Raw genomic sequence first — 19,566 nt, 5'->3', positions numbered from 1 at the left:
ATCTCGAAAGCGGAGTAGCCGCTCTCGGCCCAAACCAGCCGCGCTCGTGCGCTCACCGACCCCCTGTTGGAAAGGGAAAGCCCGGTTGCATGAAAACTAGTCGTCCTCCTGATCCTTAGGTTCGCCAGACCATACGAGACGATACGAAGGATATGGGTTGGCTAACCATCCATTAAACCGTTGATTTTCTTTTAAAATCCCACACCCTCAGCGACTAACATAATTCTTATCTATCAATAGCTTACGAAGCGATTCGCCAGAGTTGATTCAAGGTGTGGGTCCGGCCACTCGTCAATCGTATTTACCTTCGACGAAATGGCAGGTTTCCGCCTCAGATCGGGACCTGCTGTAGCGCTTACCACGCTCTAAAAGCGGACATTCGGATTCACACGTACAAAGTGATCAGTATCTGGGATACGCCTCAAATGTTCTCTGGCGTTACAATTTCGAATGGTATCGACCGCTGCAGGGTGGCTAGCGGCGCCTGTGGGCTAATGACGTCGATCATCGTCTGCACGAGAAGAGCCGATGTGGCTTCGAGTGGATGACAGAGAGCTGCAGTGATCAGTCCTTCTGAAAGGCCCCTGCGTGTCTCGGGACCAATGTCGCGGCATACCACCTTGATGCCCGAACGCCTTTCCGAAGGGACCTCTCTCAATGCACGAAGTACCCCTGTGATTCCGCCGCCAACGATCAGAATTCCCACAAGATCGTCTGTCGCTTCCAGCAACTCGGCCACCATACGATAGGCCTCGCTCGATTCTTCGTGGGTGGGGCGGCTTTCCTCGACTGTGAGCCGAGGCGCGTGCTCGCGCAAATAGGAGCGGAAGCTGGCGTCCGAGACGTCCTGGCATTGATACCGGTGATTGCCTATGAAAACGGCAATACGACCTGGACCATGGGTCGTTTGGGTAATCAGGAAGGCTGCGGTGCGCCCCAGCTTCCAGTTGTCCGTGCCCACATAGGCCGCCCTTTCCGGCGCCGACTGATCCGTGATGTAGGAAACAACTGGTTTCCCCATCTCCTTCAGGGAACGGATGGCTTGGCCAATGATGGGGTGATCCGCCGCGACCACCGCGACAGCGTCGCATGAATCGCCGAGCGCAATGAGACGGCTCGAGATCGTCTCTGGCGTCAAAATATCCACGAAGTCGACGACAGGTTCGATGACCTCGTCCCGACGCTCGCGACAGGCGGCAACGATCTTCTTCCCGAACAACTGGTAGAGGTCACGGGTCGACTGCTGGAGCAGGAAACCCAATCGGTAATGCGGCGATATCTTACGGGCCCGATCGTCGATCGCGCCGATACCGTAAAAGCCAATCTCTTCCGCAGCGCTCTGGACGCGTTGGACTGTTTTCGGCCGCACGGAAACGCTGCCACCCAAAATTCTGTTCACAGTCGCCACTGATACGCCTGCCGCAGTGGCGAGATCGTGGATTGTCGGCCGCTTCATCGAACGCCCATTCCTCTTCTGTATCATCATGATTGAAACTAAATGATACAAATGCAATTTTGATAATATTTCTGCCTTCTCCGAATATCAACCCTCCGATATGAATTGCGCCGAACGAGGGCTCGGCCGGCTGAGCCCCAGGGCGGGTCTGAACCCCGCAGTCACCAGACCGATCCGGGTGAGGAGGCGCTGTTACGATGGATGACCTTCAGTATGGAACACGCGACAAGCGCGGCAGCTGGGCTCCCCATCGCCGGGCAGAGCCGGCACCGATCTGGCACCGTCCGTTCAATGCGAAAAAGGTCTTGGCCTGGATTCCTGAATTCTTCTGGCCGTGGAATACCTTCCACCTCGCCACGTCGCTCATTTGGGTCAACCTGCTGATCCCGAGCTGGCAGAGCCTCGCGAGCCTCTCGCTGCTAAACTACCTTTGGCTGTACGGCCTCAACGCCGCTGGGATTTTTCTTTTCTACGGCTTCTTCGAGCTGCGCTACTACGTCCAGCGCAAACAACAGAACCGCTTCAAGTACAATCCAAAGTTTCCCTCGGACGCGCCGTCCGACGTGTTCTGGTTTCAAAGCCAGAACATCGACAATTTCGCCCGCTCGTTTTTCGTCACCATACCACTGTGGACGGTAGTCGAGATCGTGATGTTGTGGGTCTATGCCAACAGCTGGGCGGTCTGGCTGCCATGGACGACGAACTGGCTTTACCTGTCGTTCCTGGTGCTTATCGCGCCTGCCGTGCATGAGGTCTATTTCTTCTTCCTGCACCGGGCGATCCATTGGCCTCCGCTCTACAAATGGGTGCACTCGGTCCACCACAATTCGATCAATCCGAGCCCGTGGTCGTCGCTGTCGATGCATCCGGTCGAGGGCTTCCTCTATCATGCCGAAGCCTGGCTGCACCTGTTGATCCCGTCCAACCCGGTCTGCGCCTATTTCACGCTGCATGGAGCGGGCTTCGGCGCGGTTAACGGCCACCTCGGCTTCGAGATGTTTGAAATCACCGACAAGATCAATCTCGATAGCCATTCTTACGTGCATTACCTGCACCACAAATACTTCGAGGTGAATTACGGCGGCGACGGGCTTGTGCCCCTCGATAGGCTGTTCGGCACCTGGCACGACGGAAGCAAGGAAGCCGACGAAGTCATGAAGACCCGCTTTCGCAAGAAAAAGGAAAAGGTACGGAGCCGACAGGAAGGCCGCGGCGATCCAGCGTCTGGAATGCCGGCCGAATAACCAAACCAAGCGCTGTTTCGGCTGAGTCCGTGAGGAGCGGGCCTGGAACAGGAAGACTTTTGTCGAAACCCTACGGGGTAATCTGGGAGGAAAAACCATGAAGCTTTTCAAGACGCTTGTGTCGACAGCGGTGCTGGTCGGCTTCAGCACCGGCGCGACGCTTGCCGCCAACATCTTCGTCGTCGGCGGCAAGCCCGACGATCCGTTCTGGTCGATCGTCAAGCGCGGCGCCGAAGACGCCGGCAAGGTGGTCGAGGCTCAGGGTGGCAAGGTCACTTGGCTCGGGCCGCAGAACTACGACAATCTGGGCGTGGACGCCGCCGAACTGATCCGCCAAGCCATCGACCAGAAGGCGGACGCCATTGTCGGCCCGGACTGGGTGCCGGAAGCGATGGACCCTGCGTTCAAGGCTGTCAGGGATGCTGGCATTCCGCTGCTCATCTACAATGCCGGCGGGCTGAAAGCGGCCGATCGTCTTGGCGCCATGAACTATGTCGGCTCGGACGATTACAAGGGCGGTGTCGCGGCTGGCGAGTACCTTGCCAAGGGCGGCAACAAGAAGGGCGTCTGCATCAACACGCTGCCAGGCGCCGCCAATATCGAGGCCTTCTGCGGCGGTTTCAAGGAAGGCATGACCAATGGCGGCGGCGAAGCCGACGTCCTGCCATTGCCTGCTACATCCTTCGGCTCGGCCACGGCCGTCGCGCAGGCGGTGAAAGCCTATCTGCTGCAGCACCAGGATGTGAACGCTGTCTTTACGATCGGCAACGTCGACGCCAACTCCGCCATGAACGGTCTTACGCAGGCCGGCAAGGTCGGGAAAGTGCAACTCTGCGGCATGAACTTTGACGAAACCATCCTGAACAACATCAAGGATGGCAAGCAGGCCTGCGCGATCGATCAGCAAGGCTACCTGCAGGGATACCTGGCCGTTGCGATCCTGAATGGCCACGTCAACTATGGTTTGTCGGTGCCCACCCGCGAGATCCTTACGGGACCAGGCATCATCGACAAGGCAAATGTCGACGCCACCATCGCTGGCGTGAAGGCCGGGACGCGATAATCCTCCCGCCTGGGCCGCCTTCGCGTTTGCGGCGGCGGCCCTTTTTCCTCTCTCTGCGGCGGCGACATCAAGGCTGGCCGTATGCTCGCGGATTACCCTAATGGCACATCCCGTGACGTCCACATCAACGCCGGCGATTGACCGCCCGCAGTTCGGACTGGCACTCGGCCGCCTGGCGCGACGACCAGAGTCGGGCTCGTTTCTCGGCATGATCGCTGTTCTTCTTTTCTTCGGCGTGTTCGGCGGAAGCGGCTTTATGTCAGCAGCCGGCGCGGCGAGTTGGTTGAACATCGCTTCCGAGATCGGCATCATCGCGCTGCCGATAGGGTTGCTGATGATCGCTGGCGAATTGGATATCTCGGTCGGCGCCGTGATCCCGGCGGCATCGCTGACCGCTGCCATCATCTCCGGTCACTATGGGCTCCCCGACTGGCTTGGCATAACGGCCGCGCTCGGACTCGGTCTCGCCGTCGGCCTCCTCAACGGCCTGCTCGTCACGAGAACGTCCATCCCATCCCTGATAATCACCATCGGCACCATGTTCGGCACGATGGGTCTGACGCTGGGTCTCACCGTCAAGATCGCTGGCAGCACCGGGGTCTCGCTTGTGCCGGATCCGTTCACCAAGGAAATCCTCGGTGATTATCTCGGTGGCATGTTCCAGGTCACGATCCTGTGGTGGATGGTGTTCGTGGTCGGCCTGTTCTGGCTGTTGCACATCTCGCCGATAGGCAACTGGATCTATGCGCTCGGCGGCGACAAGGAGAGCGCGCGCAATGTCGGCGTCCCAACCAAGCGCCTGAGCATCGGCCTTTTCATGCTCTCCGGCTTCAGCGCCGCTTTCGTCGGCGTCAGCGAGGTGATGGTCTATCAGAGTGCGCAGGTTCTGGCGGGCCAGTCCTTCATCTTCAATTCCATCATGTGCGTGGTCATCGGCGGCGTTTTGCTCACCGGTGGCTTCGGCTCGGTCGTTGGCATCGTGTTCGGCACTCTCACCTTCTCGATCGTGAATCAGGGCATCTACTTCACGAGTTTGGACCCCAATGTTGGAAGCGTCATCATCGGCGTGCTCCTCCTGATTGCGGTGCTGACCAACGACACCTTCCGGCAACTCGCGCTCAGCTATTCGTCTAAGAAGGGAGGGCGGTCATGATGGACGCAATCAGATCCTTGTTGCGGCGTCCGGAAGCCGGGTCGATCCTCAGTCTCATCGGCGTGGTGCTGTTCTTCGTTTTGTTCGGCGGCGCCAATCTGGGCACACTCGTTGGCGCGGCGAGTTGGGTCAATTTCGCGGCCAATCTCGGCATTGTCGCCATTCCCGTCGGCCTGTTGATGATCTCAGGCGAGCTCGATATCTCCATCGGCGCACTGATCCCGGCGGGTTCGATGACCACTGCCATCCTCACTGGTTACTACGGGCTGCCCATTACGGTAGGGATAGCAGGAGCGTTGGCAATAGGCGTGGCGGTCGGTCTGGTCAACGGCCTGCTGACGATACGCACCTCCGTGCCCTCGCTTATCATTACCCTGGCCACGCTGGTCGCCATGCAAGGGGTGGTGCTCAGCGGGTCGGTACTTCTGACCGGCAATGCCAGCGTTGCGGTAACCGCGCCGGACTGGGCCAAATTCCTGTTCGGCCAGCTGATCGGCGGCAGTCACCAAGTCATCATCGTCTGGTGGCTAGCATTCGCCGCTATCATAGGCTTCGTTCTGCACAAAACCCGCTACGGCAACTGGCTCTTTGCAATGGGCGGCGACCGCGTCAGCGCCCGTAATGCTGGCATTCCGACTGATCGCTTGACCATTGCGCTTTTTGTGTTGTCCGCTGTCAGTGCAACGTTCGTTGGCATCTGCCAGGCGATCCTGTTCAATTCCGCCCAAGTCTCCGGCGGCATGAACTTCATCTTCAACGCCATTGTCTCCGTGGTGGTGGGCGGCGTCCTGCTGACCGGCGGCTTCGGGTCCGTCCTCGGCATTTTCGTTGGCACCATCACCTTCGCCATTGTCAGCCAGGGCATCTACTTTACGCAGATCGACCGAAACTGGTCGAACCTGATCATCGGCGTGATGCTCCTGATAGCCGTGCTGATGAACCAGTCGTTCCGTGACCTGGCTCTGTACTTCAGGCCGCGGAGCAAGCGAAGCCTGCCGCGGGAGCCAGCAAACCCATGAAAAATGAGTTGTTAGAGCAGTCCAAGCCCGCGGTCGCATGGTTGGCCAAGGATAGGGCTTCGATGAACAGCCTGGCCAGTCGGCAGCATCAATCACACCGGGCGCGATATGAAGGGCTGAGCACGCCATGAACGACAAACCCGCCATTCTCGAACTGAAGAACGTCAACAAATCCTTCGGCCCAATCGACGTCCTGCACGATATTTCGCTCAAGGTGCGTGCGGGCGAGGTGCTTTGTCTGCTCGGCGACAACGGAGCCGGCAAGTCGACCCTCATCAAGACCTTGGCTGGTGTCCATAAGCCCACCAGCGGGCAGATACTGATGGACGGTCAGCCAGTAACTTTCGTCGGACCGAGTGACGCGCAGGGGCGGGGTATTGCCACGGTGCACCAGTTCGGCGGCACGTTCCCGCTGATGAGCATAGGGCGGTCTTTCTTTGTTGGGGTCGAGCCGACCAAAGGTTGGGGACCGTTCAGGATCTACGACCGCAAGCGCGCCAACGAAATCGCGGTGAAAGCGGTGCGGGATTTCGGCATCACCCGCATTGATGACGGTGACCGCTTGGTTGGGGGCCTGTCGGGCGGCGAGCGCCAGTCGCTCGCCATTGCCCGCGCCGTGTATTTTGGAGCGCGTGTGCTGATCCTGGACGAGCCGACCGCTGCGCTCGGCGTCAAGCAGGCCTCGCACGTGCTGCGTATCGTCAACGAGGCCAAGAGGCGCGGCCTGGCGGTGGTCTTCATCACGCACCAGGTCATGCACGCCATGGCCGTCGGCGATCATTTCGCAGTGCTGATCCGTGGCGCCATCGCCGCCGATTTCCGCAAGGGCGAAAAGTCCCGCGAGGAGATCACGGATCTGATGGCTGGCGGCGAGACCATGGCTGACCTCGAAGCGCAGGTTGAGGGTTACATGGAGACCCATGAGGGGCATCCGCCGTCGCCACAGGTGCTGGAGGTCCCAGCCGCTCACTAGACTTCCTTGGGAGGCTATCCAGTCCGGCTCGGCTTCATCTCGCCGCTTGTCGCGGCCCCGTAAACTCGAAAGCAAAAACAGGACAGAAATGACAGTTCGTATTGCAGTGATCGGCGCCGGCTTGATGGGCGCGGATCATGCCAAGATAGTCGCGGAGGAACTGCCCGGCGCAACCCTTCAATTGGTTTGCGACATGGATGAGCAGCGCGCTCGCCGCGTCGGCGATGCGTGCGGGGCCTTCGACATTGCGACCGACCCCAAGGACGCCATCGCGCGGCAAGACGTGGACGTCGTGATCATTGCGAGTCCCGATTTCACGCATGCGCCGCTTGCGATGGCCTGCATCGCCGCCGGCAAGCGGGTGCTGTGCGAAAAGCCCCTGTCACAAGCCTCGGCTGACTGCGTCGCGGTGATGGAAGCCGAACAGAAGGCGGGGGCGAAGTTCGTCCAGCTCGGCTTCATGCGGCGTTACGATCGTTCCTACCAGGAGATGAAGCGGGCACTGGATGATGGCCACCTCGGCCGGGCGCTGATGATGCATAATTTCCACCGCAATGTTGAAACGCCTGCAGCCGATTTCACCGGTGCGATGGCTATTACCAATTCCGCCCCGCACGAATTCGACGTCGTGCGTTACGTGCTGGGGACGGAATATGCCTCTATTTCGGCATTCCAGCCGAGACGCTCGGACGCGCGGGTCGCGCCCGTCGTGATGGTGCTGGAAACGGTGGACGGCCAGCTCGTCAACATCGAGATCAACAACAACGCAGCCTATGGCTATGACGTCCGTGCCGAGCTGATCGGCGAGCGGGGAACCGTTGCGACGAATAATGTCGCGTACACCCGCACCGAGTCCGCGCTCACCCAAAGCACAAGCTACGACGCAGACTGGCGGACCCGCTATTACGACGCCTATCGCCGCCAGAACCGCGACTTCCTTCGCTTCGTGATGACTGGCGAGTTCCCCGCGATCGCCTCGGATTGCTGGGACGGCTATTGCGCCGCCGTCGTTGCCGAGGCTGGCGTGGTGGCGCTGAAGGAGACCCGTCACACACCCATCCAGATGATTGCAAAGCCGGAGTTCTACGCGTGAAGCTGGGTTTCGTTTCAGACAGTCTCGGCAACCTGCCGTTCGACGCCGTGCTCGATCATGCCCGGCGCATGGGGGTATCCGGGATCGAGGTGAACACCTGTGGCTGGTCGACCGCCCCGCATTTCCGGCTGTCGTCCATGCTGGGCGACAGGGAAGCCCAGAAGCGGTTCGCCGGAGCGTTCGAGGAACGCGGGCTGGAGATCATCAGCCTGAACGCGAACGGCAATCCGCTGCATCCGACCGATCCGTCCCAGGGCGAGGGGTTGAAAGATACGATCCGCGTCGCCGGCGAAATGGGCATCCGCACCGTCTGCACGATGAGCGGTCTGCCGGCCGGCAGCGCCAGCGACAGCCTGCCAAACTGGGTCGTCTCCTCCTGGCCGCCGGAAACGCAGACCATTCTCAGATATCAATGGGAAGACAGGCTGATCCCGTTCTGGTCGGAGATCGTGGCGCTGGCGAAGGAAAATGGTGTCGAGCGCATCGCACTCGAACTGCACGGCAATCAGTGCGTATACAACGTGCCCTCGCTTCTGAAATTGCGAGAAGCGGTCGGGCCTGTCGTGGGCGCCAATCTCGACCCCTCGCACCTGTTCTGGATGGGCGCCGACCCACTCGCCGCCGCCGAGGCGCTGGGCGAGGCCGTGTACCATGTTCACGCCAAGGATACGATGCTCAACCGGCCCGTTCAGGCCACGACCTCGCTGCTTGAGAATGGCAGCCTCATGGACATTCCGGCCCGCTCCTGGAGCTACATCACCCTTGGGTTCGGCCATGGCCAGGAGTGGTGGCGGCAGTTCTGCTATCGGCTCAAGATGGCTGGCTATGACGGCTGGCTTTCCATCGAGCACGAGGACGTACTTCTCAATTCGCTCGAGGGGCTGGAGAAGTCCGTCGCGCTGCTCCAGGGCGTGATGCCATCAGCCCCCGCGGACTTCAAACCACAAGATATCTGAGGAGACACTCAATGCCCTGGGTCGACGCATGCGCCGCCGATGACATCGAAGCCGAGGAAGCCAGGCGCTTCGACAATGGCGGCCGGGCCTTCGCAATCTTCCGCAACGACGCCGATGAATATTACTGCACTGACGGACTGTGCACGCACGAGGCGATCCACCTTGCCGACGGCCTGGTCATGGGCAACACGGTGGAGTGCCCCAAGCACGCTTCCGTTTTCGATTTCACGACCGGCGAGGTAGAGACGCCACCGGCCTGCGAAAACCTCAGGATTTACAAGACGAAGGTCGAGAACGGCCGCGTTATGGTCGAGGTTTGAGCTGTCATGACCCAACCCTTCCAACTGGCTGCCTGCGCAGAGATGCTTTGGCGCGATCGTCCGATGGCCTGGCGCGTCGCGCGGCTGCATGAAATGGGTTTCGGCGTCGGATTGTGGAATTGGCCGGACCATGACCTCGCGGCGCTCGAGAAGACAGGCGCAACCTTCACGATCATGAACGGCTATCTCGAAGGACGGCTCGCCGACGACGAGGGCGCCGACATGCTCTTAAGATCGGCTCTTGAGACCGCCAGGGTCGGAAGGCGCCTCGGCATTGCCCGGCTGAACCTGCACGGCACCGGGCTCGGCGAGGGCGGCATACCTGTCGTCAGCGCCGACGTCGAGACCGGCCCGATGTGGCTGAAGGCGCGCGATACGCTGAACCGCATCTGCGACATGGCGGAGGCCGAAAGTGTCGTCTTCACGCTCGAAAATCTGAACCTGCTCGACCACCCTGGCTGCCCGTTTGGCTCGACGGCATCGGTGCTGGCATTGGTGTCGTCGATCAACAGACCCCAGCTGCGGATCAATCTCGACCTCTATCACACGCAGATCGGCGAAGGCGATATCGTGCGCTGGTGCGAGAAGTGCCTGCCGTTCATCGGCGAGGTGCAGGTGGCCGACAACCCGGGTCGTTGCGAGCCGGGAACGGGCGAGATGAACTGGCCCTACATCGCAAGAGCCCTGTTCGACATGGGGTATCGCGGGCCAGTGGGTCTGGAAGCGTTTGCCCAACACGATCCCGAGGCGGCGCTGGACGCTTTCCGGCGGGCGTTCACGGTGAGCGATGGACTATAGGGGAGGCTGACCATGGGCATGTATCACAACCGTCCTCATATCGAGGACATCCGAAAGATGAAGCGGAATGGAGAGAAGATCTCCATGCTCTTCGTCAGCACGCCCGACGAAGCCGCGGCAGCAGCGGCAGCGGGCATTCACATGCTTTCGATCGAAGGCCGGTATTTCGACCAGGAAATGCGGGATGCAGCCGGCAACTGTTTCGTGCAGGTCGGTCTGCCTTATGGCGGCTGGGGCAGTTTTGCCAGCCGTCCGCTCGCGACGGCGGAGGACTATCTGCGTGCGGCCTTCCACTTTGCCGGCATCGGAGGCGACGCCTTCTACTGTGCCGCGTCCTACGATATCCAGAAGGCGCTTTGCGACAACCACCTCCCTGTCGTCGGCCATATCGGCCTGATCCCTTCCTACATCACCTGGACGGGTTGGCGAGCGGTCGGCAAGACGGCGGACGAAGCGCTCCGCCTCTGGCGACATACGAAGAGACTGGAGGAGATCGGCGTCTTCGGGGCGGAGTTGGAAGTCGTGCCCGACCGCGTCGCGAAATTCCTGACCGAAAACTCATCGTTGGTCATGCTCGGTATGGGCGCCGGCAGATATGCGGATGCGCAGTATCTGTTCACCGAAGATGTCTGCGGCTACGGCAAGAACCACAAGCCGCGACACGGAAAGGTATACCGAAACCTCAGCCCGGAGCTGCAAAAGATCCAGGACGAGCGCGTTGCGGCCTTCAGGGAATACAAGGCCGACGTCGATTCCGGCCGGTACCCCGGTTACGAACATACCGTTCCGATTGGGGATGCCGAGTTCGACAGCTTCATGCAAGCAGCAAAACGGTGAAACAATGCCTTTGGGGCTACCCATTTCATCACGAGCGGATGCCGGACAAGTCGTGGTTCGCAACACCAGGGCGCCAACGCTCGATGAACTCAAAATGCTGATTGCCAGCGGAAGCTCATCCTTCCGACGAAACTGGAAACTGTCGCCCGCGTGATGTTTGCAGAGCCGGACTACGTCGCCTTCGAAAAGTCGGCCTCGATCGCACGCCGGTGCAACGTCTCAACGACAACCCTGTCTCGCCTGGTTCCGCGCCTTGGCTTCAGGTCCTTCAAGGAAATGCAGAACTGCTTTCGCAATCATATTCTTGATCGGAAGGCGCAGCGGAACCCCAGCTAACAAAGCGACTGCATTCAGTTTAGATATGCGTTTTGATCTGAAATGAGCCGGAAATCGGACATTTTACGGAAAACAGGTTCATGTTCGAAATTTCTGGCACTGAAAGCAGCATTGTGAGAGACGCGGGGGCGGCGAAGATGATTGATGCAAGTAAGCCAACGGCAATCCGCGCGATCGAAGTGCTGGCTGAAGCTGGCATTCTCGTCGAAACGACCGGCAAGAAGCGTGACCGCAGCTTTGCCTGCCGAGCCTATATGGAGCGTCTGCGGATAGGGACGGACTTGCCTGATCGCAGATGACACGAACGGGTCAGGGCTGGCGTCCGCTCCTTGAGGCTATGACCGATCATTGGTCGGCTGCTTCTTGGGGGCACAGCGGTAACAACTGCTTCGCAGGTGCTTCGCGCACTACTCAATGATCAGCCTAGCTTTCTTCCCCATGGCAGACCTCCGGCGTTCACCGGGCCCGTTCCGTTCGATTCAGGCGACACGTCCAAGCCGATAGGGCGCTCTTGCCGGAACTGTCAGCCGTCACGACCGTTTTCATTCATATGCGGGCCAGGCTTGGAAAGCTAAAGAGAGGAGGATGAAAATTGACTGTCATTCTCATCGGTGCGCTACTCATCGTCGCTGGCATTGTCTACATGGCAGGCGCGGCACTTTCATACGGTCGGCTCAGCAATTTGGCACCGCTCGGCACTCCAGCCGACCGGTCGGCCTCAAGGCTGGCAACGCCTGGCCCAACTCTCGAGCCGCGCCGGCGTGGGTTCGGGTTTCTCGGCTTCTCGCGCAACTGGCCAGGCCTGCTAATGATAGCGGTCGGCATCGTTCTAATGTTGTCGAGCGCAGTGCCCTAGGCGCGGGTGCTAGGCGGCGCGACGGTCGCTTTCGTTACGAGTCCGAACCCTAGCTGCTTCGCCCATAGGTTCGCCGGACCATACGAGGTCATACGAAGGATATGGGTTGGCTGACATCCGCTAACTAGCATGGTGTCCGGGCTAGCCGGTGCTGCAGCTTCGTCGCTCTGCATGCTGCCTCAACGCCAGAAGCGCCTGGTGTTGACAAAGTTGTCGTGTGCTTCCGCGGCGTCCTTGAGAAGCTTGGATTTCTCCTCGGCGCTGAAGAGATCCTTCGCACCGGCCACGTCCGAAAGCTCCAGCGCCGCCAGCAAATCGGGGGCGGTGGCGATATCGTTGAGGTTGCCGAGCTGATCCTGCAGGCTCTTCATCGCCTCGATGAATCGTCGATGGCGTTTGACTTCCGCCTTGCTGTTGTAAAGCGGCTCGAAGAACTCCGCCGCGTAGCGCAGTTTCTTTGCGGCAATGCGCACTTTGTGGCGGGTCTCGTCATCGGCATCAATGAGGTTGTTGCCGCCCTTCGCCACCTTTTTCCAAAATTTATCGAATACACTCGAGGCGAAATCGCTTAACGACTGCTCGTCCGACTGGGTTCGCCAGTCTCTGATGGAGATCCACTCGATGGCATCGATCATCAACGAGCGGGCGCGCACCGAGGAGAGCGATGCTTCGACCGCCACATAGGCGTCGTCGCGCGCATCTTGAAGACGGCTTGAAAGAGCCTCGCTCGAAGCGCGCTCGATCATCACGTCAATATTGCGCGCATCGCCAAGTTCCGAGGTAAGCCATTTAAATTCTTCTCGCAGGTGGTCGAAACGGCTGTCGTCGAACAGGGACTTGCAGATCGAAAACAGAGATCGCAGCCGTCGCAGCGACACACGAGCCTGGTGCAGGGCCTCTGCGTCGCGGGACCAGCCCAGCGCCGTTTCATTCAGACGAAACTGTCTGAGACAGGCTGCGGCGATACGCGCGAAAGCCGTTGCCGCGCTCATCTCGGACGAGAGCGGGGTCGCCGCCGATTTCACGGCACCCGGCGCCGAGTCAAGCAGACGATAACCCCGTTCTGCTTTGCTCAGCACCCCGAGATGCGCAGGCGTGATCAGGTCGACTTTCCGGGCGAGCGCAAACAGCGCCTTCGGCGAGCCTACCTTCTTTTCCAACTCGAGCTCGCAGACCGGCGCCTCGCGATCGGCTGCAACGACCTTGCCAAGATCCAAGGCGACTTCGACCGTGGCGCCGCTGTCCGTCACATTCCAACGATGCCGTTTGACATGAACCTCGAACAAGGGCGCCAGCCTTGGGCCAGCCTCTGCAAGCAGGCCTCGGATCTGCGGATCGTCAAGCACCGGAATATCGTCGGCGACCGGCCGCTCCCATTCCTCGCGTGCGAACGATCCGGCCGCGGCGTCATTGCTGGCTTTGACGGTTTGTATCCGTTCATTTCCCGATTTGCGAATGCGAAGCGACAGGCCGCGCTTGGACAGGTCCCGTTCCGGGGTGTCGAAATAGATCGATCTTTGCTGGAGAATGGTGGGCGAGGCTCCGAACGGATTTTTCTTGAGGAGCGACCCCGCACCCGACCGCGAAAGCTCGAGCTTCAGTTCCGTTTCCTGCATAGTGTCCTCGGCGCAGCGTCGCTTCGCATTGTGCGTCATAAACCTGTCACAAACAACTGGACCAGCTGCGTCCGGATCTCAAGCTGGCCGAGGTCGAGGACATCCTGCGCCGCCGCCAGGCGCTCAAGGTGGAGAACGGCATCATTGGCCGCGAGGCAGCGATCGGCATCGAAGTGGCCGACAGACAGACCCGCGTGGAAGCCGGGCTGGCGGAAACCGAGACCACCCTTGCGGCAGCGCAAGCACGCTGGGATCGGGAAAAGGCACTTGTGACCGAGATTCTAGACCTGCGCGCCTTCATCGATGCCCATAAGCAGGGAGTATCCATCCTTTAAGTCACTGATTTTCTTTGGAGGTCTCACACCGTCCGGGCCAACCATGTTGTTATTTGTCAATGACTTGGCGGTTTTTCAACCACCAATTAGCCAATCCTGGATGGCGAACCCGACTGCATCGTCAGCCGCATGCGCATCGACTTCGAGGCGGGCTTCGGCTGGAGAGTGAATTTTCAAGGTCCTGTCTTTGCGCTAGCTCAAGGCAGCGAAGCCCGCGGTGACTTATGGGAGGCTCCATCGCGCCATCTGCAACGGGCGCTGTCGCTGTCGAAAGGCTACTCAAATGGACGCTCAATCTTGGGAAATCACCACCCGCACTGGCCTCAAACTGCATGTGCGAACCGCGGGTGCAGGCGACGAGGCCGTTCTCGATGAACTCTTCCATCAAGTTCGCGAAGACGATCTGCACTTCCGTTTCCTGTCTGGCCAAAAAGCCGTCAGGCCCGAACAGATCCATGCAATGATTGATGTCGATCATCGCACGACCGAGACCTATATCGGCTTTATCGCCGGCAGCAAGCTCGCGGTCACGACGGCGATGCTGGCCTGCGACCGGCATGGCCGCCGTGGCGAAGTCGCCGTCTCGGTGCGCGCGGACTACAGGGACTGCGGCATTGGATGGGAGATGCTGTCCTTTGTCGCCAAGCAGGCGGAGAGGAGCGGTCTGGCAGCGATCGAGTCGATCGAAAGCCGAGACAACTTCGATGCCATCGAGCTTGAACGAAACATGGGCTTCATCGTTCGTTCCTACCCGGACGACCCTACGCTGGTGCTGGTCACAAAGCAGCTCGGCAATCAAGCCGCCGAAGCCTCATAGCCGAAGTTTTGGCTACGCATGAAAGTCGGGCCGGATCGCCTTTAAAGCATGCCGGGCAATCATCGCTTCCTCGTCGGTCGCGACCACGCGAACCTCGACACGACTTGCCGGCGTGCTGATTTTCCCGTCGTTGCGGGCGTTTGCGTCCAGATCGAGTTCGATGCCCAGCCATTGCAGCCTCCGGCAGACGAGTTCGCGCACGCGCGGCGCGTGCTCGCCAATGCCCGCCGTAAAGATCAGGCCGTCCAGGCCGCCGAGCGAACTGACCAGCGCTCCGGATTCACGCGCAATCCGGTAGCAGAAAAGCTCGACGGCTTCGGCAGCGGCGGCGTCGGTGCTGGCGAGCAGCTTGCGCATGTCGCTGGAGATGCCGCCGGAAACGCCAAGCAGGCCGCTCCGGCGATAGAGCAGATCCTCGACATCGCTCACGCCCATGCCCCGTTGTTGCAGCAGATGAAGGACAATGCCCGGGTCGAGACTGCCAGGTCGCGTTCCCATGATCAGGCCGTCAAGTGTGCTGAACCCCATCGTGGTGTCGACGCTTGCGCCTGCGCGCAAAGCACACAAGCTCGCGCCATTGCCCAAATGCGCGATGACGACGCGCGCCTTGGCCAATTGCGGAGCAATCTCTGGCAAGCGACCTGCGATATATTCGTAGGAAAGGCCGTGAAAGCCGTAACGCCTGAGGCCCGCTGCCTCAAACTCACGGGGGAGCGCGAAACGCTTAGCCACTGCTGGCATGGTGTGATGGAAAGCAGTGTCAAAGCACACTATCTGGGGCAGGGCGGGACGCACCAAGGCAATGGCTCGGATCGGTGCAATGTTCTGCGGCTCGTGCAGTGGCGCCAGTGGGGTCAGATCGTCCAGTGCCACCAGAAGATCTGGAGTGACCAGCTCCGGTCCCAAATGGTCGGGCCCGCCATGCACGATCCGGTGGCCAACCACTACGACGCGATGGTTGGCGGCATGGCCTTCAATCCAATCGATAACCTTTTCCAACAGGGACCGGAAGTCGCCGGCGGCGTCGGGCCAGGTCTGATCGGCCGACACGGCCGCGGCCTCGTCCGTTACTGTCAGTCGCGGGTTGGTGTTGATTTCCTCAATCTCGCCCCGGAACGCCGGGACCAAGCGATCTCCATCGTCCGCAAATAATGCGAATTTGAGACTGGATGAACCGGCATTCAGTGTCAGGATCGCGTCAGCCATCGTCTCGATCTCCTAATGCGCGACTTGCCCGGCTCGCGAGTTGCAATCCTTGACCGACATCAAGGCGATCGGCGGGACGGAGTTCCACAAATGGCGAACCTATAGTGGAACCGACTCTCAACGGTCATGTTCATCTGGCTATTGTGTCCACGGAGAACGCGAATGACGAGCGAAAACAGAACCCGAGCACGTGCCAAGTCTCTGTCGTCCGAACAGATGAACCTGATGGATGCCTGGTGGCGCGCGGCCAACTATCTGTCCGTCGGACAGGTTTATCTCCTCGACAACCCGCTGCTCCACGAGCCGTTCAGCATGAAGGACGTCAAGCCGCGCCTTCTGGGCCACTGGGGCACGACACCTGGCCTCAACTTCATCTACGTCCATCTGAACAGGATCATCAAGGAGCGCGACGAGAGTGTCCTTTTCATTGCGGGACCGGGTCACGGCGCGCCCGGTGTGATCGCCAACACCTGGCTGGAGGGTACTTACAGCGAGCTCTATCCCAACGTCTCGCAGGATGAAGCCGGCATGCGCCATCTATTCCGGCAATTCTCCTTCCCTGGCGGCATCCCGAGCCATGCGGCCCCAGATACTCCCGGCTCGATTCACGAGGGTGGAGAGCTCGGTTATTCCCTGTCGCATGCATTCGGCGCCGTCTTTGACAATCCGAACTTGATTGCCGCATGTGTGGTGGGAGACGGCGAGGCCGAGACGGGACCGCTCGCGACCTCCTGGCATGGAACCAAATTCCTCAATCCGGCCAGTGACGGGGCGGTCCTCCCCATCCTGCATCTCAATGGCTACAAGATCGCCAACCCGACCGTCCTTGCGCGCATCAGTCCTGCCGAATTGGAGGCGCTGTTCAAGGGCTACGGCTATCGCCCGATCTTCGTCGAAGGCGATGAACCCGCGGATATGCACCAGAAGATGGCGGCAGCGCTCGACGACGCCTTTGCCGACATCGGCGAGATCCAGCGAAATGCACGTGAAGGCGGCGAGGTGAGGCGGCCGATCTGGCCGATGATCGTGTTGCGGTCGCCGAAAGGCTGGACAGGACCAAAGATCGTGGATGGAAAAAAGGCCGAAGGGTTCTGGCGCTCGCACCAGGTGCCGTTCACCATGGACAAGCCCGAGCATCTCGGCCTGCTCGAGGAATGGCTGCGCAGCTACCGCGCCGAGGAGCTTTTCGACGAGGCCGGTCGTCTACGTGTCGAGATAGCCGCATTGGCACCGACCGGCGAACGACGCATGAGCGCCAATCCGCATGCCAATGGCGGGGCGCTGATGCGTCCGCTGCGATTGCCGGATTTCAGGAATTATGCGGTGACGGTCGCGCGCCCGGGCGGCTCTGAAGCCGAGACGACACGGGTTACCGGCGCCTTCCTGCGCGATGTCATGAAGGCCAATGCGGAGTGGCGCAATTTCAGGGTCTTTGGTCCCGACGAGACGGCGTCCAATCGACTTCAGGATTTGTTCGAGGTGACGGATCGAGCCTGGGACGCCGAGACCCTCAGCTATGACGATCACCTTTCGCCGACAGGCAGGGTGATGGAAATCCTGAGCGAGCACACCTGCCAGGGTTGGCTCGAGGGTTATCTGCTGACCGGGCGGCACGGCTTCTTTTCGTGTTACGAGGCTTTCATCCACATCGTGGATTCCATGTTCAACCAGCACGCCAAATGGCTCAAAGCCTCGAAGGAGATTGCCTGGCGGCGGCCGATCGCGTCGCTCAACTATCTTCTTACGTCCCATGTCTGGCGCCAGGACCATAATGGCTTCAGTCATCAGGATCCGGGCTTCGTCGATCATGTCGTGAACAAGAAGGCCGATATCGTTCGCGTCTATTTTCCGCCAGACGCAAATACGTTGCTTTATGTCACGGACCACTGCCTGCGCAGCTGGAACCGCGTGAATGTCATTGTCGCCGGCAAGCAGCGGCAACCCCAGTGGCTCGACATGGACCAGGCAATCAAGCACTGCACCGCCGGCGTCGGCATCTGGGAATGGGCCAGCAACGATCGTGGCGATGATCCCGATGTCGTTATGGCCTGCTGTGGCGATGTGCCGACCCTGGAGACACTGGCCGCGGTGGACCTGCTTCGCACGCACCTGCCGAAACTGAAGGTTCGCGTCGTCAACGTGGTCGACCTGATGACGCTGCAGCCCAAAAGCGAGCACCCACACGGTCTCTCGGATGCCGACTTCGACGAACTCTTCACCAAGGACCGCCCGGTCATCTTTGCCTATCACGGCTACCCCTGGCTGATCCATCGGCTGGCCTACAAGCGCACCAACCATGAAAACATGCATGTTCGTGGATACAAGGAGGAGGGCACCACCACGACGCCATTCGATATGGCTGTGCGCAACGACCTCGATCGCTTTCATCTGGCGATGGATGTCATCGATCGCGTCGGCTCGCTTGGCTCGACCGCTGCGTATGCGAAGCAGGCATTCCGCGACAGCCTGATCGAGCACAAGCAATACATAGTCGAACATGGAGCCGATATGCCCGAGGTCAGCGGCTGGCGTTGGCCGGACCCGTCTCGCGCTGCCTGAGCCGATGTTTGCGGATCTCGCAACGGGTACGGTTATCATCGGTCTGACCGTGCTTATCCACACCTTCGGCCTGATGGCGATTACGAGGGCAATGGCCAAGCTGGTCCTGTATTTCCGCATGCATGGCAGCCGGGGCCGGGTGATCGCCATGATTACCGTCGTGATGGGGCTGTTTGCGGTGCTCACCACGGAGATATGGCTGTGGGCGGGATGCTACAGGCTGTTAGGCGTTCTTCCCGATTTCGAGACTGCGCTGTACTTTTCAACAGTCACGTTTTCGACCATTGGCTATGGCGACATCGTCCCAGCCAATGGCTGGCGCATGCTGGCTGCCCTTGAAGGGATCAATGGGTTTCTGCTGATCGGCTGGTCGACCGCTTATCTGATAGCAGCCGGAACCAGGGTTGGACCTTTCCGGGCCGGGGAACATTTCTGAGTTGCCCTGCTTGTTCCAAACTGCCGGCCCTAAGGTCGGCGACCAACCCGGCGAGGGATTCGAGCGGGAGAACGGCGATCGCAGCACCTAAGAATGGCAGGCTAGCAGTCCGTGTGAATAGATCGCTCACGAACAGCGCCAGCAATGCGCTGAACGATAGACGCAGTATCGTGCGCGTCGCCTGCAACACCAGGTTTGAACACAAGTCTGAAGCTGCCAGGGCCCTGGCGGCGGGAAGTGTTTCGGGCCCGGAAAATGGAGTGTGAGGGCGAGCGCCGGCACCGCCTTGGAACGACCTTGCCTTGTCTTGGCCATTCTCGCGGAGGTTTGGGGGAGCTGTGAACATGGGAGATTGTCTCCGCGGTGATACTCAGCCGCCCGACTTGAGCACCAGCAGCGGAATGATGCGGTCGCTCTTGGCGACCGAGGGCCGTCCGGCCGAGCCGTAGGGGATGCCGAGCGCATCCCAGGTCTCGACCAGCGCGTCCTGCAG

Annotated in this window: 17 protein-coding genes and 1 pseudogene; 15 read left to right on the top strand and 3 right to left on the bottom strand. The window is 60.1% G+C overall.

The window, feature by feature from the left end:
* Positions 1–421: 421 nt before the first annotated feature.
* Positions 422–1,456, bottom strand: coding sequence for a LacI family DNA-binding transcriptional regulator (locus FJ958_RS25140; protein ID WP_140746644.1), 1,035 nt, complete (start codon positions 1,454–1,456; stop codon positions 422–424).
* Positions 1,457–1,653: 197 nt separating this feature from the next.
* Here FJ958_RS25140 and FJ958_RS25135 point away from each other — a divergent pair, with 197 nt between their 5' ends.
* From FJ958_RS25135 to FJ958_RS25085, 11 genes are all read left to right on the top strand, one after another.
* Positions 1,654–2,700: a sterol desaturase family protein gene (locus FJ958_RS25135; RefSeq protein ID WP_140746642.1), complete on the top strand. Its 1,047-nt coding sequence runs from the start codon at positions 1,654–1,656 to the stop codon at positions 2,698–2,700.
* Between the two features lie 97 nt (positions 2,701–2,797).
* The gene (locus FJ958_RS25130) at positions 2,798–3,763 is read left to right on the top strand and encodes a sugar ABC transporter substrate-binding protein (RefSeq protein ID WP_140746641.1); all 966 of its coding nucleotides are present in this window, start codon (positions 2,798–2,800) and stop codon (positions 3,761–3,763) included.
* A gap of 208 nt (positions 3,764–3,971) precedes the next feature.
* Positions 3,972–4,916, top strand: a complete 945-nt coding sequence (locus FJ958_RS25125) for an ABC transporter permease (protein ID WP_246679753.1) — start codon at positions 3,972–3,974, stop codon at positions 4,914–4,916.
* On the top strand, positions 4,916–5,935 hold the full coding sequence (locus FJ958_RS25120; RefSeq protein WP_140746756.1) for an ABC transporter permease: 1,020 nt from the start codon (positions 4,916–4,918) through the stop codon (positions 5,933–5,935). Before FJ958_RS25125 ends, FJ958_RS25120 begins: the two co-directional genes overlap by 1 nt.
* A 127-nt stretch (positions 5,936–6,062) precedes the next feature.
* Positions 6,063–6,908 (top strand): ATP-binding cassette domain-containing protein, encoded by an 846-nt coding sequence (locus tag FJ958_RS25115; RefSeq protein WP_140746637.1) that lies wholly within the window; start codon positions 6,063–6,065, stop codon positions 6,906–6,908.
* Between the two features lie 88 nt (positions 6,909–6,996).
* The gene (locus FJ958_RS25110) at positions 6,997–8,001 is read left to right on the top strand and encodes a Gfo/Idh/MocA family oxidoreductase (protein ID WP_140746635.1); all 1,005 of its coding nucleotides are present in this window, start codon (positions 6,997–6,999) and stop codon (positions 7,999–8,001) included.
* Entirely contained in the window at positions 7,998–8,957 is a 960-nt protein-coding gene (locus FJ958_RS25105) for a sugar phosphate isomerase/epimerase (RefSeq protein ID WP_140746633.1), read from the top strand. The genes FJ958_RS25110 and FJ958_RS25105 overlap by 4 nt, the downstream gene beginning before the upstream one ends.
* 11 nt (positions 8,958–8,968) lie before the next feature.
* Entirely contained in the window at positions 8,969–9,277 is a 309-nt protein-coding gene (locus FJ958_RS31685; protein WP_140610892.1) for a MocE family 2Fe-2S type ferredoxin, read from the top strand.
* A gap of 6 nt (positions 9,278–9,283) precedes the next feature.
* On the top strand, positions 9,284–10,075 hold the full coding sequence (locus tag FJ958_RS25100; protein ID WP_181176512.1) for a TIM barrel protein: 792 nt from the start codon (positions 9,284–9,286) through the stop codon (positions 10,073–10,075).
* A gap of 57 nt (positions 10,076–10,132) precedes the next feature.
* Entirely contained in the window at positions 10,133–10,912 is a 780-nt protein-coding gene (locus FJ958_RS25095) for a 3-methyl-2-oxobutanoate hydroxymethyltransferase (RefSeq protein WP_246679750.1), read from the top strand.
* A 416-nt stretch (positions 10,913–11,328) separates the two neighbouring features.
* Positions 11,329–11,547 carry a hypothetical protein gene (locus FJ958_RS25085; RefSeq protein WP_246679749.1) on the top strand — a complete coding sequence of 73 codons (219 nt, stop codon included), beginning with the start codon at positions 11,329–11,331 and terminating at the stop codon, positions 11,545–11,547.
* Positions 11,548–12,283: 736 nt separating this feature from the next.
* On the opposite strand, the gene FJ958_RS25075 is transcribed toward FJ958_RS25085, so the two are convergent.
* Complete coding sequence (locus FJ958_RS25075; protein WP_348642221.1) at positions 12,284–13,759, bottom strand: inorganic triphosphatase; 1,476 nt, start codon at positions 13,757–13,759, stop codon at positions 12,284–12,286.
* Positions 13,760–13,806: 47 nt separating this feature from the next.
* Between FJ958_RS25075 and FJ958_RS25070 the strand changes: the two are divergent.
* A pseudogene (locus FJ958_RS25070) lies at positions 13,807–14,016 on the top strand (hypothetical protein); the annotation flags it as partial.
* 322 nt (positions 14,017–14,338) lie between these two features.
* A complete protein-coding gene (locus FJ958_RS25065; protein WP_140746629.1) occupies positions 14,339–14,872 on the top strand; it encodes a GNAT family N-acetyltransferase in 534 nt (177 codons plus the stop codon).
* Between the two features lie 12 nt (positions 14,873–14,884).
* Here the strand turns inward: FJ958_RS25065 and FJ958_RS25060 are convergent, their stop codons facing one another.
* The gene (locus FJ958_RS25060) at positions 14,885–16,078 is read right to left on the bottom strand and encodes an acetate/propionate family kinase (RefSeq protein ID WP_140746627.1); all 1,194 of its coding nucleotides are present in this window, start codon (positions 16,076–16,078) and stop codon (positions 14,885–14,887) included.
* Positions 16,079–16,240: 162 nt separating this feature from the next.
* Between FJ958_RS25060 and FJ958_RS25055 the strand changes: the two genes are divergently transcribed.
* Together FJ958_RS25055 and FJ958_RS25050 are read left to right on the top strand one after the other, a co-directional pair.
* Positions 16,241–18,637 carry a phosphoketolase family protein gene (locus tag FJ958_RS25055; protein WP_140746625.1) on the top strand — a complete coding sequence of 799 codons (2,397 nt, stop codon included), beginning with the start codon at positions 16,241–16,243 and terminating at the stop codon, positions 18,635–18,637.
* Positions 18,638–18,641: 4 nt separating this feature from the next.
* On the top strand, positions 18,642–19,073 hold the full coding sequence (locus FJ958_RS25050; RefSeq protein ID WP_140746623.1) for a potassium channel family protein: 432 nt from the start codon (positions 18,642–18,644) through the stop codon (positions 19,071–19,073).
* Positions 19,074–19,566 lie beyond the last annotated feature (493 nt).

This window comes from Mesorhizobium sp. B2-3-5 (assembly GCF_006442395.1).
In the GTDB taxonomy this organism is placed as follows: domain Bacteria; phylum Pseudomonadota; class Alphaproteobacteria; order Rhizobiales; family Rhizobiaceae; genus Mesorhizobium.
The sequence above is the reverse complement of the archived record's forward strand: the minus strand, read 5'-3'. Positions and strand labels throughout refer to the sequence as shown.

Excerpts from the sequence above, each read along its gene's own strand:
- FJ958_RS31685 (WP_140610892.1), top strand. The coding sequence starts at position 8,969 with ATGCCCTGGGTCGACGCATGCGCCGCCGATGACATCGAAGCCGAGGAA.
- FJ958_RS25055 (WP_140746625.1), top strand. The coding sequence starts at position 16,241 with ATGACGAGCGAAAACAGAACCCGAGCACGTGCCAAGTCTCTGTCGTCC.
- FJ958_RS25085 (WP_246679749.1), top strand. The coding sequence starts at position 11,329 with ATGTTCGAAATTTCTGGCACTGAAAGCAGCATTGTGAGAGACGCGGGG.
- FJ958_RS25075 (WP_348642221.1), bottom strand. The coding sequence starts at position 13,759 with ATGACGCACAATGCGAAGCGACGCTGCGCCGAGGACACTATGCAGGAA.
- FJ958_RS25130 (WP_140746641.1), top strand. The coding sequence starts at position 2,798 with ATGAAGCTTTTCAAGACGCTTGTGTCGACAGCGGTGCTGGTCGGCTTC.
- FJ958_RS25100 (WP_181176512.1), top strand. The coding sequence starts at position 9,284 with ATGACCCAACCCTTCCAACTGGCTGCCTGCGCAGAGATGCTTTGGCGC.
- FJ958_RS25135 (WP_140746642.1), top strand. The coding sequence starts at position 1,654 with ATGGATGACCTTCAGTATGGAACACGCGACAAGCGCGGCAGCTGGGCT.
- FJ958_RS25050 (WP_140746623.1), top strand. The coding sequence starts at position 18,642 with ATGTTTGCGGATCTCGCAACGGGTACGGTTATCATCGGTCTGACCGTG.
- FJ958_RS25120 (WP_140746756.1), top strand. The coding sequence starts at position 4,916 with ATGGACGCAATCAGATCCTTGTTGCGGCGTCCGGAAGCCGGGTCGATC.
- FJ958_RS25065 (WP_140746629.1), top strand. The coding sequence starts at position 14,339 with ATGGACGCTCAATCTTGGGAAATCACCACCCGCACTGGCCTCAAACTG.
- FJ958_RS25125 (WP_246679753.1), top strand. The coding sequence starts at position 3,972 with ATGATCGCTGTTCTTCTTTTCTTCGGCGTGTTCGGCGGAAGCGGCTTT.
- FJ958_RS25140 (WP_140746644.1), bottom strand. The coding sequence starts at position 1,456 with ATGAAGCGGCCGACAATCCACGATCTCGCCACTGCGGCAGGCGTATCA.
- FJ958_RS25110 (WP_140746635.1), top strand. The coding sequence starts at position 6,997 with ATGACAGTTCGTATTGCAGTGATCGGCGCCGGCTTGATGGGCGCGGAT.
- FJ958_RS25095 (WP_246679750.1), top strand. The coding sequence starts at position 10,133 with ATGAAGCGGAATGGAGAGAAGATCTCCATGCTCTTCGTCAGCACGCCC.
- FJ958_RS25060 (WP_140746627.1), bottom strand. The coding sequence starts at position 16,078 with ATGGCTGACGCGATCCTGACACTGAATGCCGGTTCATCCAGTCTCAAA.
- FJ958_RS25115 (WP_140746637.1), top strand. The coding sequence starts at position 6,063 with ATGAACGACAAACCCGCCATTCTCGAACTGAAGAACGTCAACAAATCC.